This window comes from Stenotrophomonas sp. STEN023, assembly GCF_056760135.1.
This window is the reverse complement of record NZ_JBRREF010000036.1, coordinates 30,764-44,740: the sequence shown is the minus strand read 5'-3', so window position 1 is coordinate 44,740 and position 13,977 is coordinate 30,764. Positions and strand designations below refer to the sequence as shown.

Annotated in this window: 10 protein-coding genes; 3 read left to right on the top strand and 7 right to left on the bottom strand. The window is 60.4% G+C overall.

Annotated elements, in window-relative coordinates; translation table 11 throughout:
• Nucleotides 1-184 precede the first annotated feature (184 nt).
• On the bottom strand, nt 185-2,281 hold the full coding sequence (locus ACVOLV_RS11880; protein WP_481554580.1) for a M13 family metallopeptidase: 2,097 nt from the start codon (nt 2,279-2,281) through the stop codon (nt 185-187).
• Nucleotides 2,282-2,450: 169 nt separating this feature from the next.
• On the opposite strand from ACVOLV_RS11880, the gene ACVOLV_RS11875 reads away from it, so the two are divergent.
• Nucleotides 2,451-4,058, top strand: a complete 1,608-nt coding sequence (locus tag ACVOLV_RS11875) for a phytoene desaturase family protein (protein WP_481554578.1) — start codon at nt 2,451-2,453, stop codon at nt 4,056-4,058.
• Nucleotides 4,059-4,080: 22 nt separating this feature from the next.
• Here ACVOLV_RS11875 and ACVOLV_RS11870 read toward each other — a convergent pair whose 3' ends face one another.
• From ACVOLV_RS11870 to ACVOLV_RS11860, 3 genes are all read right to left on the bottom strand, one after another.
• Nucleotides 4,081-4,890, bottom strand: coding sequence for a hypothetical protein (locus ACVOLV_RS11870; RefSeq protein WP_481554577.1), 810 nt, complete (start codon nt 4,888-4,890; stop codon nt 4,081-4,083).
• 152 nt (nt 4,891-5,042) lie between these two features.
• Entirely contained in the window at nt 5,043-7,049 is a 2,007-nt protein-coding gene (locus ACVOLV_RS11865; RefSeq protein WP_481554576.1) for an alpha/beta hydrolase family protein, read from the bottom strand.
• A gap of 87 nt (nt 7,050-7,136) precedes the next feature.
• Complete coding sequence (locus tag ACVOLV_RS11860; protein WP_481554575.1) at nt 7,137-9,959, bottom strand: TonB-dependent receptor domain-containing protein; 2,823 nt, start codon at nt 9,957-9,959, stop codon at nt 7,137-7,139.
• An 896-nt stretch (nt 9,960-10,855) separates the two neighbouring features.
• On the opposite strand from ACVOLV_RS11860, the gene apbC reads away from it, so the two are divergent.
• Nucleotides 10,856-11,698 (top strand): iron-sulfur cluster carrier protein ApbC, encoded by an 843-nt coding sequence (apbC, locus tag ACVOLV_RS11855; protein ID WP_481554579.1) that lies wholly within the window; start codon nt 10,856-10,858, stop codon nt 11,696-11,698.
• Nucleotides 11,699-11,875: 177 nt separating this feature from the next.
• Nucleotides 11,876-12,448, top strand: coding sequence for a dCTP deaminase (gene dcd / locus ACVOLV_RS11850; RefSeq protein WP_313173564.1), 573 nt, complete (start codon nt 11,876-11,878; stop codon nt 12,446-12,448).
• A 72-nt stretch (nt 12,449-12,520) separates the two neighbouring features.
• Here dcd and ACVOLV_RS11845 read toward each other — a convergent pair whose 3' ends face one another.
• From ACVOLV_RS11845 to ACVOLV_RS11835, 3 genes are read right to left on the bottom strand one after another with little or no spacing between them, the layout of a single operon-like run.
• The gene (locus ACVOLV_RS11845; protein WP_089153126.1) at nt 12,521-12,688 is read right to left on the bottom strand and encodes a LiaI-LiaF-like domain-containing protein; all 168 of its coding nucleotides are present in this window, start codon (nt 12,686-12,688) and stop codon (nt 12,521-12,523) included.
• A 31-nt stretch (nt 12,689-12,719) separates the two neighbouring features.
• Nucleotides 12,720-13,142 (bottom strand): HIT domain-containing protein, encoded by a 423-nt coding sequence (locus tag ACVOLV_RS11840; protein ID WP_481554574.1) that lies wholly within the window; start codon nt 13,140-13,142, stop codon nt 12,720-12,722.
• The gene (locus tag ACVOLV_RS11835; RefSeq protein ID WP_481554573.1) at nt 13,139-13,798 is read right to left on the bottom strand and encodes a dienelactone hydrolase family protein; all 660 of its coding nucleotides are present in this window, start codon (nt 13,796-13,798) and stop codon (nt 13,139-13,141) included. Before ACVOLV_RS11835 ends, ACVOLV_RS11840 begins: the two co-directional genes overlap by 4 nt.
• Nucleotides 13,799-13,977: the final 179 nt, after the last annotated feature.

Sequence of the window (13,977 nt, the reverse complement as noted above, 5' to 3'; positions counted from 1 at the left end):
AAGCCGACCAAACCCAAAGCGCCAAGAGCCAACGCAATCCAATCAATGCCAGCCGCATCATCTGCAGTGGCGTTGGGGGGGGACCCCCCCCCACAAAAAAGCACCCGGGGGGGGTTGGGGGGGGGGGGGGGGCCCCCGCCCCCCCCCCCCGGGGCCTTCTTCGGGTCTCACTGCAGGGCAGCGATTACCAGATCACTACCTGCTTGTCGCCAGCACGGACCATCGGTGAACCGGCCTTGCACTGGAACGCAGCAGCGAAGGTCGGCAGGTTCGACGGCGCACCCATGGCACGGAACTGCGCCGGGGCGTGTGGATCGGTAGCCAGACGAACCTTGGCGTTCTCGGCGGTGTACTTGGTGCGCCACACGGTTGCCCAGTTGAAGAAGAAGCGCTGGTCACGGGTGAAGCCGTCAACCTTGGCGTCTTCCTTGCCGGCCGAAGCCTTCTGCAGGGCGTCGTAAGCCGTGGCCAGACCACCCAGATCGGCGATGTTCTCGCCCAGGGTCAGCGAGCCGTTGACGCTCTGGTCGCCCACCTTGTACTCGTTGAACTGGTTGACCAGCTTGCCGGTCAGGCCTTCAAAGCCCTTGGCGTCAGCCGGGGTCCACCAGTTCTCGAAGTTGCCGGTCGGGCCGAAACGGCTGCCCTGGTCGTCATAGCCGTGGGTCATTTCGTGGCCGATGACGGCACCGATGCCGCCGTAGTTCAGCGCGTCGTCGGCGTTCGGATCGAAGAACGGCGGCTGCAGGATGGCGGCCGGGAACACGATCTCGTTCTGCAGCGGGTTGTAGTAGGCGTTGACGGTCTGCGGGGTCATGCCCCACTCGGTCTTGTCCACCGGCTGGCCGATCTTGGCCAGTGCCCACTTGTAGTTGAAGGCATTGGCAGCACGCACATTGCCCAGATAGTCATCGTGGGTGGTGCTCAGGCCGCTCCAATCACGCCACTTGTCCGGGTAGCCGATCTTCGGGGTAAAGGTTTCCCACTTGGCGATGGCCTTGGCCTTGGTTTCGTCGCTCATCCAGGCCAGGCCTTGGATGCGATCCTTCAGCGCGGCGGCCAGATTCTTGACCAGCTCTTCCATCTTGGCCTTGGACTCGGGCGAGAAGGCAACCTTGACGTACATCTGGCCGAAGGCATCGCCTGCGTCGCTTTCGATCGTGCCAAGCACCTGCTTCCAACGCGGCTTGATTTCCTTCTGGCCGTTCAGTTCCTTGCCGTAGAACGCGTAGTTCTCCTGCACGAACTCATTGCTCAGGTACGGTGCGGCGCCGTCCACGGTGTGGAAGCGCAGGTAAGCGCGCCAGGCTGCCGGGTCGGTGTCGGCCAGCATCTTGCTCACTTCCGCGTGGAAGGCCGGCATCGCCAGCGAGAACGTCGCCGGTGCGGCAATGCCCTGTGCCTGGAAGAACGCGCTCCAGCTGAAGTTCGGGGTCAGCTTGTCGGCGTCGGCCACGCTGACCGGGTTGTAGTACAGCGAGACGTCACGCGACAGCTCAACGCTGGACTTGGACGCCTTGGCAAGACGGGTCTCGAACTTGATCACTTCCTCGGCCTGCTTGGCGGCGTCGGCGGCGGCCACGCCGCTCAGCTCCAGCACCTTGGCCACATGGGCCTTGTAGGCGTTGAGCTTGTCGGCCTTGCTGGCATCGGTGTAGTACGTGGTGTCCGGCAGGCCCAGCCCGCCCTGGCTGGCGTAGGCCATGTTCATGGACGAATTCTTGAAGTCCGCTTCGGGACCGAAGCCGAACAGGAAGTTCTCGCCCTTGGCGGCGGTGGTGCGCAGGTAGTCAGCCAGTGCGGCGGTGTTCTGCAGGCCATCAATCGCAGCCAGATCGGCCTTCAGCGGGGTGATACCCAGCGAATTGATCTTGGCTTCGTCCATGCCGGCGGCCCAGAAGTCACCAACGATCTTTTCGATGCCGGTGGCGTCCTTCATTGCAGCCGCCTGCTCGGCCAACTGGTGCTGCACGGCAACCGAGCGCTCGTCGAGGATGGTGAAGGCGCCCCAGCTGGTGCGATCAGCCGGAATCTCATTGGCGTTGAGCCACTTCTCGTTCACGTAGCCGTTGAAGTCGGTACATGCGTCCTTGCTGGCGTCGAGGTCGGCAGCGGTGAAGGCGTTGTAGGCCGGCAGCTTGGACTCGTCCAGCTTCAGCTCATTGGCGGCCGGGGCGGCGGCGGTAGCGGCCGGCGGGGACTGCTCTTCCTGCTTGGGGCAGCCGGTCAGCACGGCGGCGACGGCCAGCGACAGCAGGAGAATCTGGGGTTTGCGAACGATCACGGGAAAGGCCTCCGGGCCGATTTCAGAGCATGAGTGAGGCCGCGGAGTCCGGGGCCGAAGCAGGAAGATACGCCTGAAACTGATCGCGCAGGGGTGTAGAAGGTAATGGGTGGTGGCCAGCGTATTCCTATGGGCGGCGATGGCTGGCCGATGCTATACAGCGGGAATGACCAAGACATCGAGCAGGCAGTGGGACGCGATCCTGATTGGCGGCGGCCATAACGGACTCGTATGTGCGGCGTACCTGGCCAAGGCCGGCAAACGCGTGTTGGTGCTGGAGCGACGTTCAGTGGTGGGCGGCGCTGCGGTCACCGAGGAGTTCCACCCCGGGTTCCGCAACTCGGTAGCTGCTTATACGGTGTCCTTGCTGCAGCCCAAGGTGATTGCCGAGCTGGAGCTGGAGCGGCACGGCCTACGGGTGGTCCCGCGCAAGCTCAATAACTTCCTGCCCTTGGGCAATGGCGAGTATCTGTTGGCAGGGGGCGGGCGCACTGCCGAACAGGTTGCGCGCTTCTCCGCCCGCGATGCGGCACGCTTGCCCGAGTACGAGCAGCGCTTGGAGATCTTTGCCGATGTGCTGCGTGCGCAGGCGCTGCAGGCACCGCCCAATATCAGTGGTGCCAGTTGGTTGCGTGCGGTGCCGGAGCTGTGGAAAGCGGGGCAGCTTGGCAGGCAGCTGCAGCGGCTGGATCCGGGCTTGCAGCAGGAGTTGATGGATCTGTTCACCATCTCTGCGGCCGAGTACCTGGAGCGTTGGTTCGAAAGCGCACCGATCAAAGCTTTGTTCGGCTTCGATGGCATCGTTGGCAACTACGCAAGCCCCTACGCCCCCGGTACCGCCTACGTGTTGTTGCACCATGTGTTTGGCGAGAGCAATGGCGTCAAAGGTGCCTGGGGGCATGCCATCGGCGGCATGGGTGCCATCACCCAGGCGATGGCGCGTTCGGCGATGGAAGCCGGTGTTGAAATCCGCACCGATGCCGCCGTGGAGAAGGTGTTGGTAGAGCAGGGGCGTGCAACAGGTGTTGTACTGGCCGGTGGCGAAGTGCTGCGCGGCGCGGCCATCGTTGCCAACGTCAATCCGAAGCTGCTGTACGAGCGGCTGTTCGATCCTGCGGATGTGCCGCCAGCCACGCTGGAACGCATGGCCAACTGGCGCTGCGGCTCCGGCACCTTCCGCATGAATGTGGCCTTGTCGAAACTGCCTGAGTTCAGTGTATTGCCAGGACAGGGCGACCACCTGACCGCTGGCATCATCATCGCGCCCAGTCTTGAGTACATGGATCGCGCCTATCTGGATGCACGCCAGTACGGCTGGTCACGCGAGCCCATCGTCGAGATGCTGGTTCCGAGCACCTTGGACGATTCACTGGCACCAGCGGGGCAGCATGTGGCCAGCCTGTTCTGCCAGCATGTGGCACCGCAGCTGCCAGGTGGTCGCAGCTGGGACGATCACCGCGAAGAAGTGGCGGATCTGATGATCGCCACCGTCGACAAGCATGCTCCGGGTTTCGCGGCATCGGTGCTCGGCAGGCAGATCATGAGCCCGCTGGATCTTGAGCGGACCTTCGGCTTGATCGGCGGCGATATCTTCCATGGCGCGCTGAGCTTGAACCAGCTGTTCAATGCGCGGCCGATGCTGGGCCAGGCGGGATACAGGGGGGCGTTGCCGGGACTCTATCTATGTGGCTCGGGGACGCATCCGGGTGGTGGGGTTACTGGAGCGCCTGGGCACAATGCAGCAAGGGTGATCGATGGCGACCTCGGTCGCTGAGTGCAACCGAGGTCCAAGTTGGTCAGGGTTTATCGCTTACGCCATCAACCCGTGGCATTTCGTCGCCGGCATCCGGTTCCGGGAGATCCAGTAAGGGGGCTGCTACAGGTATGCGGTTCGGGTTGGAGTCTTGCGGCAACTGCTGGGCAGAGCCGACATTGACTGTGCCTATACGAGGCTTCATCCATACCGAGTCCTGCCAGGCTTGGTATTTGTCCGGGTCCCAGTAGCGATCGTCATAGAACTTTGACCCGTCGATCTGGGTGGTGCCACTGGCGGTCGGGACGATGATCTTGAGGTTGCCGGCAAAACCGGTGCGACTACCGGTCAATGCACGCCGTTCGCGCCGCAGTTTGGTTGCCATGCGCGGCAATGCGGCCGCGTCGGCATAGCGGGCGTAGACATCCTGACCAAGGCTTACTGCCTGGGTGCGTTCGCTCTCTGAGAGCTCGTTCCAATAACGCTCACGCAGCCCCACAAAACCCTCATACCCTCGTTCGGCTGCGAGATCCATCCATGCATAAGCCAGTGGGCGATTTTGGGGTGTACCCACTCCCGTCCAAAGCATCTCAGCCACCATTCCCTGCGATGGCTTGTCTCCATAGAAAGAGGCAAATTGGAAGTGACGGAATGCTTTTTCCCGGTCGCCAGCCTTGTGCTTTTCAAGTCCCAGCAAGCGGAAGCGTAGGTCAGGATGTCCATTGAGAAAGCCAGCTGTAATCATCAGCTGGTCTTCGGTCGGATCAGCCGGAGCGGTACCTGCTTGGGCGGTCGCAACTCCAGTAAACGCCAATAGCAGGATGCTGAAGGCGATGGAATTCTTGCAGATCATGCGAGGTCCTCGTGCAATCCATGTCGGTATTACATGGTCGATGAAAGTGGCGCAGGTGCGGAAAGGCCAAAAGTCATTGGCCAAAACAATGGAGGCACTGGTGCCTCCATTGTGGTCTTACCTGGACGCAGCAACCGCGCCAATGTGACGGACTATTTATTGGTGGATACCGGCGATGCGTTGCCGACGTTGACCTTGCCGTCACCAATATGGCGCTGGAAGAAGTTCAGCATTTCGGTATAGAGGTTCACCCGCGCGTCTTCACCGTAAAAGCCGTGCATCTCACCTGACTGAATGATCATTCCTTCTGGTTTGTTGCCTGCAGCGATCAGCGCCTTGTTCATCAGCTCGGTCTGCTCGGGAACTGCGCGTTCATCGCGTGCACCTGCAGCGAGATAAACCGGGATTTTGACTTCGGCAGCACGCAGTGCGGGCGAGGTGCGGTTCCAGTCAGCGCGATCTGTGCCATGGGTGCGGCGCAGATAGCGCAAGCCCGAGTCGCGCTGTGGGATATCGCCTTTCTTGAACAGCATGTCCACGTCATAGACACCGACGTAACCGAAGGCGCATTGAAACAGGCCGGGTTCACGGATCGGTGCCATCAGCGAGGAATAGCCGCCGAAACTGCCACCATAGATGCAGATGCGATCGCGATTGACATAGCCGTTTTCGATGGCCCAGTGGGTCGCTTCCAGAATGTCGTTCTGGATGCCCTGATCCCACTGGCGGTGTCCTGCGTCCTGGAAGGCTTTGCCATAGCCACCTGAACCACGGAAGTTGACCTGCAAAGTCGCATAGCCACGGCTGGCAAACAACTGTGCCTCGGGGTTGAACCCCCAATTGTCACGTGGGCCGATGGGACCGCCATGCGGATTCACGATCAGGGGCAGGTTTCTGCCATCAGAACCATGCGGAATGGTCAGGTAACCGTAGACTCGCTTCCCGTCCTTGGTGGTGATGTTGAAGGTGCGGATGGAAGCCATCTCGTCCTTCTTGAGCTGCGGTCGACGCGACATGAGGAAGCGTGCTTTGCCCGTATCACGATCATATAGATAGAGTTCGCCCGGATTGTTGTCGCTGTAGACGCTGACGATGATCTTCTTGCCATCTTGGGTGTAGCTGGAGAAATCAACCATCTGGCCTTCGAAAGCCGAAGCCAGCGATCCATAGATCTCCGCATCGGGATGATCTTCGTTGAGCAACTTGACTGCGGGAGCGCCTGCCTCGGTGACAACGCCAATCAAGGTGTTGTCATCAGTGGACCAGATCATGTCCGAAACTTCGGCTACCGGATCTTGAAACAACTTGTTGAAGGTGCCTGTAGTCGTATCCAAAGTGCCGATGGCTGCAGGTGCCCTGTCATCGTCTTCGCTGGCATAAACGGTGCCTTCATGGGTGGTGCGAAGGACATCAATGTGCTTGCCAGCGGACTTGGACGAGTTGAGCAATGTCCAGTTGCCACCATCACGGCGATAAAGTTCGCTGCGCTCCTCGTACTCACCTTCCTCATTTTTGCTTGATGAGCAGACTGCGAAGCGTGGCATTTTTTCCGAATCGAGTGCGATGCTGCAGTTCTCCTTTGGTGCGCGGCCGAGTGAGGTGCGACGACCGGTCAAGGTATCCATCTTTACCACTTCGGTATTGCCGCCTTCTGCTGATCGATACGAGACCGACTGCATGATCACGTTCTGATCGTCGTCCTTAAGGGTGTCAAGCAGGGAAAAACCTTGATTGCCAACTGTCTTGCCGCGCTGGGTGGTGTCTTGGGCACCGTAGTGGATCAAGGGACGAGGCTGGCTACCGTCAGCATTGACCGCATACCACTCGCCGGTGGAGCTGGGTTGGGCGTAGCCACCCATCTTCTTCACGGCAGTAAACATCAGGCGATTGGGGCTGGTCCAATAAAACGCGCCGATACTCTTATTATCAGGCAGTTGGTTGACTTTGATGATCTGCAGGTCGCTGGTGCGCAGGACAGTTAATACGTCCTGGTCACCCTTGTCGACCGTGATCGCTAGGTATTCGCCGGTGGGGGAAATCTTGACGGTGCCATACGTGGCATGCCCAACAAAATCCTTGATTTGCGGCAGAGGAGCTGCCTGGACGGCAAAAACAGTGCCGGACATGGCGATTGCCAGCAAGGGCAGAATGCGTTTCAAGGGCGTTCTCCAGTTGAGGTGCTTGTGTCTAAGTGTTGGCAAAGGAAAGCCCGGCCGAGGCCGGGCTTTCCGATGCTGCAGTGCTTATCAGTTGAACTTGTAATCGAACTGGACAAACACCTCACGGCCAACCGGGCTGTAGGCGTAGAAGAAGTACGGATACTGGTTGTACGTATCGTCGCGCGGATGGATCTTGTCAAACACGTTGTTGACGTAGAAGCCAAGGGTTGCGTTGTTGGTGATCTTCTTGCGGACGTTGGTGTTCCAGATGGTATGCGCTCCGATACGGCCGGTCTCGGCCCAGTTCGGCAGAGAGCCCCAGCGGTAGCCATAGACGCTGGCAGCCCAGTCATCGCGCTCCCAGTTGAGTTCCCAGTTTACGCGGCTACGGAAGTTGAAGAACTGCTTGTTGTCGCGCTGGTTCTCAACTTGCTCGCCGGCGAAGCGCGTTATGTCGTACTTCAGCACGTGGGTCCAGGCAAGCTTGGCGCCGAACTTGCCCATGCGGTCGGTGGTGAACGTGTAATCGCCAGAGGCGTCGATGCCCGAAGTCTTGGTCTTGGCCTGATTCTGCGGGTAGGTCGCGATCTCGACGATGTCACCGTTGCTGTCACGCATCACGCGGTTGAGCACTTCGACACAGCGTTCGGACGTGCCGTCAACTGGCGCGCCATCGCGGGTGGTACCCAGACGACAGTCAGCCTCGTCACGATAGAGCCGCCCAGTCAAGTCACTGATAGCGCCGTCGAGCTCGATGTTGTAGTAGTCAACCGTCAGCGACAGGTCGTCCATGACATCCCAAACCACGCCAGCAGTGAAAGATTTGCCTTCTTCTGCTTTCAGGCGCGGATCGCCCTTGCGGGTGCCGAAGACCTGGGGGTGGTATGTAGAGCCACCACAGTCGGCGGTGCTGGTTGGGTTCAGGCCTGCTGCACGGCACGCGTACTCATCAAAAGCATAGGTGTAGAAGCCAGATTCACCTGCGTAGATGTAGTGCATGTCCGGCGCCTTGAAGCTGGTTGCATAGGAACCGCGCAGCAACAGGCTTTGGATCGGACGCCACTCCAGGCCCGAAGACCAGGTGAAGGCACCGTTGATGTCGCTGGCATCATCGAACTTGTCGTAACGACCAGCCAGATTTGCCTTCAGCGAAGAGAGCAAGGGAATGCTGAACTCGATGCCAGCGGAGTAGCGGTCGCGGTTACCCGAGCCGCCAGTCGAGGTCAGACCCATCGGTGCGTCGTTACCCGTGTAATCCAGGCGCGCGCGCGCGTCGGGGTTGACGTCGTACTTCTGGCCCGCCGCTTCGAGCACCGCAGCCATCGAGAGGCTGCCGGCTGGCATCTCGAACAAGTCACCGCTCAGCACCGCCGAACCTTGAGTGACCTGCGACGAAGACCTGTTCTTATACGAGGAGCTGATTGCCGCGACATCGCTCGAGGTCAGGGGGTTCAGCAGGCGGTCCATGTTCATCGCATAGATGCCGTAGCCGGTACCTGCATGAGTGCCGAGACGCTGACCGAAGAACAGGTCGCGGACCTTGGACTGCACCAGCCAGTTGTATTCTTCATCAGCCTGGTAGCGGGAGTGGGAGATCGTGGCATCCCAGTCAAAGCGCCCGTCGAAGATGGAACCGCGAAGACCCGCTGCGACGTCGAGGGATTGTTCCTTGTACTTGCTGGGTTGGCCGCCGCCGTTGCCGATTTCGCTCGGCGTGATGAATCGATAGACGTTGCCTACCACGGCCCCTACGTTGGGGTCGTAGAAGTTGTTCGCCCCCAGTACCGACGCGCTGCTGAAGAAGCGCGAAGAGGACGCAACCGTGGCTTGGCTGTTGCTGTAGGACAGCTGTGCCCATGCCTGGACCGAGTCATTTACCTCATAGGTACCATACAGATAGGCGTTATAGGTCTTGTCGGAGTTGCGGATCGACTGGCCAGCCGGATATCCGAAATAACCGCAGTAGGCTTGGCCGTTGACGGCGACTGGATCAAATTCGCTGAAGCGATCGCAGGTCGCATTCAGATTGTCCGCCATCAACCAGCCAAGCTTGCGGCCCGGAGCACTGGGATTGGCGGTGGGGTTGCCGTTGCCATCGACCCAGACGGTATAACGGATACCTGGGTAGGCGGTCGCATCCGCCGGATCAGTCAGTGAAGGATCGTCACGGGTGGAATCCATGAAATCACGCTGGCGAGCATAAATCGCTTCGCGACCCAGGAACTCAAAAGCGTATGTCAAGCTGGCACGCTCGGTGGTTTTGCCACCGGTCCACTGGAAGCGGCCGGTGTCACCGCCGCCGCGGGTGGTGGTGCCTGCGCGGACGCTGAGCAGGTCGCCATCGAAATTGGTCTTCATGATGACGTTGACCACGCCAGCGACTGCGTCGGAACCGTAAATTGCCGATGCGCTACCCGAAAGCACTTCAATGCGGTCGATTGCGGATGCCGGGATATTGGCAAGGTTCACCGCATTGGACTGACCGTTGTAGGGCAGCGGGTAGTCAGCAGCACGACGACCGTTGATCAGTACGAGCTGGTAGCCGGGGCCAAGGCCGCGCAGGTTCAGGAAGCTGCCGTTCGGAGTGAATCCATTTGCGTTGAGTTCGTTCTGAACCGAGCCGGTGAATTGGCTCAAGGTATTGAGGGCGTCGTATACGGTGCTGAAGCCCTGCTTCTCGATGTCTTGGGATGTAACGATGGTGACCGGCGCCGGGCCTTCCACTTCGGCGCGTTTGATACGCGAGCCGGTCACCGTCACTTTGTCTAACTCCGTCGTGGCGCGATGGCCTGCGGTGGGTGCTTGTTCAGCTGCTTCCTGCGCAAAAGCCGGTGCGGAAGCGGCGAGCGCCAGCGCGGAGGCCAATGCATAGCTCAGCGGATTGCGGCTGAGCGAGTTCCGATATGTCATTTGTATCCCCTAGGAGAAGAATCCAAAACCTGCCCCCCTTTTATCGGCGGTGTGGTCAGGCGGCCTTGGAATTGCGTATTTGTTACAGTTGCAACCGTTACAGTGCCGATGTGTTCTGATTAACACATGGTTAACCTTTGGCGTCAATCGTTCACGCTCCAGTCACGGGGGCCTTTTTTTGAGCTTGAAACTTGGCAATCGGCAAATGTTTTCGTAGTTATTCGCAAAATATGGCCGAATTTCTGTTATTTATTTTTTGTTCACATTTTGCGAGGGCAAGGTGGATCCATCATTCGAGCCAGTTCAAGGCAGTCCATGCGCGCCTGTACGGTTGAGAAATTTGCGCAGGCAGCGAGGTTGCGGATGCAGCCGCTGTTGGGCTGCACCGAACCTTCATCGCGAACATTGGTTCGAGGCCTTCGACATCGATATGTTGTATGAGTAGTCGGCTACGGTGAATCCTGCGGAGATTTATGGAGGCGCGTGGTGGCGAGTCAGGTGGTCTTGATGCCGTGGTAGCGTCACTGCGCAAGTGTTTTGGGCCTGAGCATTGGGGCGCGTTGCCGCTGTAAAGGCCAATACCACGAAGCAGATCGAACGTATGGGTCGGGACCGAGGGCCATAAGGTCCCGGGTTTAGGCATCGCCCCTCTCGCTTCGCTGGCTACGAGAGGGAAAAAGGGGGCGGCGCGCCAGGCGCTCGATCACCATCAACCGCCGCTTCACGAGCGTATTCAATGGCAAAGCCGGTGTTCATCATCGCGAGTACATCCAGTTGCCAACATGCGTGTATCGCGCGCCAACATTTCTGTTGAGAGCGAATGCTTGGGGTGCATTCGGCACCTCGCGTTATAGTTCGCGTCTGAGAAAAAGCAGAGGTTGCAAGTGAGTCGGTCGATTTCGCTGGGCGGTGCCCACAAAGTGCAGAAGGGGCTTTCCCCCCATTCACGTATCCGCAACGTCATTGCGGTTGGCTCGGGCAAAGGCGGAGTGGGCAAGTCCACGACTGCGGTGAACCTGGCATTGGCGCTGAAGGCGCTGGGTGCCAAGGTTGGCGTGCTGGACGCTGATATCTATGGTCCCAGCGTGCCGGCGATGCTTGGCCTGAGTGGGCGGCCGGAGAGCCCTGACAACAAGTCCATCGAGCCGCTGCGGGCGTTCGGGGTCGAGGCGATGTCGATCGGTTTTCTGATCGAGCCGGACTCCCCGATGATCTGGCGTGGGCCGATGGCCACCTCCGCGCTGACCCAGCTGTTCAACGACACGCTGTGGGGGGACCTGGATGTCCTGCTGATCGATCTGCCGCCTGGCACCGGCGACATCCAGCTGACCCTGTCGCAGAAGATTCCGGTGGCCGGAGCGGTCATCGTCACCACGCCGCAGGACATCGCGACGCTGGATGCGCGCAAGGCATTGAACATGTTTGAGAAGGTCGAGGTGCCGGTGCTGGGTATCGTCGAAAACATGGCCGTGCATACCTGCAGCAGCTGTGGTCACGTCGAGCATCTGTTCGGCGAGGGTGGCGGTCAGCGCATGGCCGAGCAGTACGGGGTGCCGTTGCTGGGTTCGCTGCCGCTGGACATCGGTATCCGTGAGCAGGGCGATGTGGGTGCGCCTATCGTGGTCGCGCAGCCGGAGTCGGGCGCGGCGAAGGCCTATGTGGCGGCGGCGCAGCGGATGATGGAAGAATTGGCCAAGCGCCCACGCGCCAGCATCCCGATCCTGTCCTCGCTGATCTGAGGCGGCTGCCCGGCGGGTAGCAGGAAAGGCCCGCTCTGCGGGCCTTCTCCATATATAGATAGCGTGAGTGGAACCGGTAGCAGGGCAATTGATTGCCGGCCCATTGCCGGCTCTAGGCTAGAATCGACCACCCCCGGCCGCAGGCATGCTGCGGCACAACGTGAACAGGATCATTGAATGAGCATCAAGAGCGACCGTTGGATCCGCCAAATGTCCGAACAGCAGGGCATGATCGCGCCGTACGAAGCCGGCCAGGTCAAGCAGGTGGATGGCCAGCGCATCGTCAGTTACGGCACATCGAGCTATGGCTACGACGTGCGTTGCTCGCGTGAGTTCAAGGTGTTCACCAACATCAACTCGACCATCGTCGACCCCAAGCACTTCGACCCGAAGAGCTTCGTCGATATCGAGGCCGATGAATGCATCATCCCGCCGAACTCGTTCGCGCTGGCACGCACGGTGGAGTTCTTCCGCATTCCGCGTGACACCCTGGTGGTGTGTCTGGGCAAGAGCACCTATGCGCGCTGCGGCATCATCGTCAACGTCACCCCGCTGGAACCGGAGTGGGAAGGTCATGTGACGCTGGAGTTCTCCAACACCACGCCGCTGCCGGCCCGCATCTACGCCAACGAAGGCGTGGCGCAGATGCTGTTCTTCCAGGCCGACAAGGACGATATCTGCGAAACCTCGTACAAGGATCGCGGTGGCAAGTACCAGGGCCAGACCGGGGTTACCCTGCCGCGCACCTGAGTGCGGTCTGGGCTGGAATGAAAAAGGCGCCTTTCGGCGCCTTTTTCTGTATGCAGGATCCGTTGGAGTGGCTTACTTGCCACGCCCGAACAACATGCCGATGCCAACGGCGACCAGGATGGCTGGCCACCAGGTGGCGAGCATGCTGCCGATGTTGCCGTTGATCCAGCCAAGGTTCTTGGCCAGGAAGAACAGGCCAACGATGATCAGGATCAGGGCGGCGATCAGATTGGAGCGCATCGGCTTGCGGAGTCCGTAAAGAGGAAGGTGCTTATCGTAGCCGCTGGCGCCAGATTTCGACACGTTCGGCCAGCACTTCCGGATCGAAACGCTGCGCCTTGCCGCTGCCCCAGACCGGGCCGGGCCAGGCGGCATCGTTCTCGTTGCGGCCGATCAGGTGCACATGCAGCTGGCGCACGATGTTGCCCAGCGCGCCGATATTGATCTTGCTGACATTGGGCTTGTGCTTCAGGTGCTGGGAGATCTGGTTGATCTCGGCCAGCAGCAGGCGCTGCTGGGCACCGTCCAGATCGATCCATTCGCTGGCATCAGGTACGCGTGGCACCAGCACGACCCACGGAAAGCGATCGTCGTTCATCAGGCGGATCTGCGACAGGGGGCCATCAGCAATCAATACGCTGTCGGCGGCAAGGCGGGTATCAAGGGCGAAATCGGACGTCACAGCTTCGGTCATCGCAGGTTCTCGCTGAAGAAGGCCAAGGTGCGTTCGCGCGCCAGGTCGGCGCTGGCTGGGTGGTAGTGCATACCGACCTCGCGGTTGAAGGCGTGGTCGGCTGGATAGACATATACAGGCAAGTCGGGTTGCTTTTCACGATGCGCTGCAACGGCTGCTGCCGGGATCGAGGCGTCCTGGTCGCCAAAGTGGAAGATGGCCGGGGCTTTGAACGCTGTATCCAGGAACGGCACATTGCGCGCGCCGTAGTAACTGGACGAGGGCAGGCCCAGCCGTTGCGCGGCCAACAGGGCGATGCTGCCGCCCCAGCAATAGCCAACCGTGCCGACCTTGCCGTACGGCGCCAACGCAGCTGCGGCGGCTTCGACCACAGTGACGGCGCGGTCCACGCCCAATTCGTCGACCAGTGCCTTGCCGCGGCTGACGCCAGCCGCGTCATAGTCCAGCTGCAGGTCCGGTTCGATCAGGTCGAAGAAGGACGGCGCCAGCACCGCATAGCCCTCGGCGGCGTACTGTTCGGCCACATGGCGGATGTGCGCGTTGGCGCCGAAGATTTCCTGTATCACCACCAGGCCGGCGCGCGGGGTGCCCAAGGGCAGGGCCTGCCAGGCGCGGACGGGGCCAAGTGGGGTGGGCAGGGTGATCCAGTTGGGCATGGGGGAGGCTCCGGATTGATGGGGCGAAAGGCGGTGTTCCTTCTCCCGCCAGCGGGAGAAGGTGCCCCGAAGGGGCGGATGAGGGGAGCTGTTAAAGCGACGGGTCTGCTTGCTAGAAGCTTCCCCTCACCCCAACCCCTCTCCCGCAAGCGGGAGAGGGGCTTAAGCAAGGCATTGCC